2 protein-coding genes are annotated in these 501 nt (G+C 50.3%); both read right to left on the reverse strand.

The window, feature by feature from the left end; translation table 11 throughout:
* On the reverse strand, positions 1–282 hold a 282-nt coding region (gene gspJ / locus R7044_RS28560; RefSeq protein ID WP_225456466.1), incomplete at its 3' end, for a type II secretion system minor pseudopilin GspJ.
* Positions 269–501, reverse strand: a 233-nt coding sequence (gspI, locus tag R7044_RS28565; RefSeq protein ID WP_225456467.1) for a type II secretion system minor pseudopilin GspI, incomplete at its 5' end; no start/stop codon positions are given. The genes gspI and gspJ, both read right to left, overlap by 14 nt.

A 501-nucleotide genomic window follows, 5' to 3' on the forward strand; every position in this document is an offset into this window, starting at 1 on the left:
CCAAAAGATCAGTTGCCCGGCAGGGTCTTCGCCGTTGGTACGCGTTTGACGCAATGCCATTTGGCGGAAGTCGTTATCCATCATCACCATGGCGCGTTGCAGTTCATTCAAACGCTGAGTTCGCTCTTGCGACAACTCGTTACTGCGCTGAACTTGCGACACCACTTGGTATGCCGCCACGCTCAAACTGGCAAAGATTGCTATCGACACCAGCACTTCAATGAGTGTAAAACCTTTTGCTGCACGGCGCTTATTTGCGCGATTGGGTTTACTGCGCCACATAGCTTCTTACCGTAACAACTGGACTCGCGTTTTTCGCGGTCGCGACACTTACATCAAATGCTTTCAGCAATGGCTGCGTGGTGGCTACAGGCGTGACTTTCCAATACCATGTACGTCCTGCTAGCTCTTCGGTACCATTCTTAGCTTTCAGCGCGCCAGTATCTAGCATCACATTCGCCATTTGGTTATCCACAACCATTGCTGCAAACATCTTTTCTT

The sequence above is a fragment of the Vibrio sp. 1402 genome, from assembly GCF_033340275.1.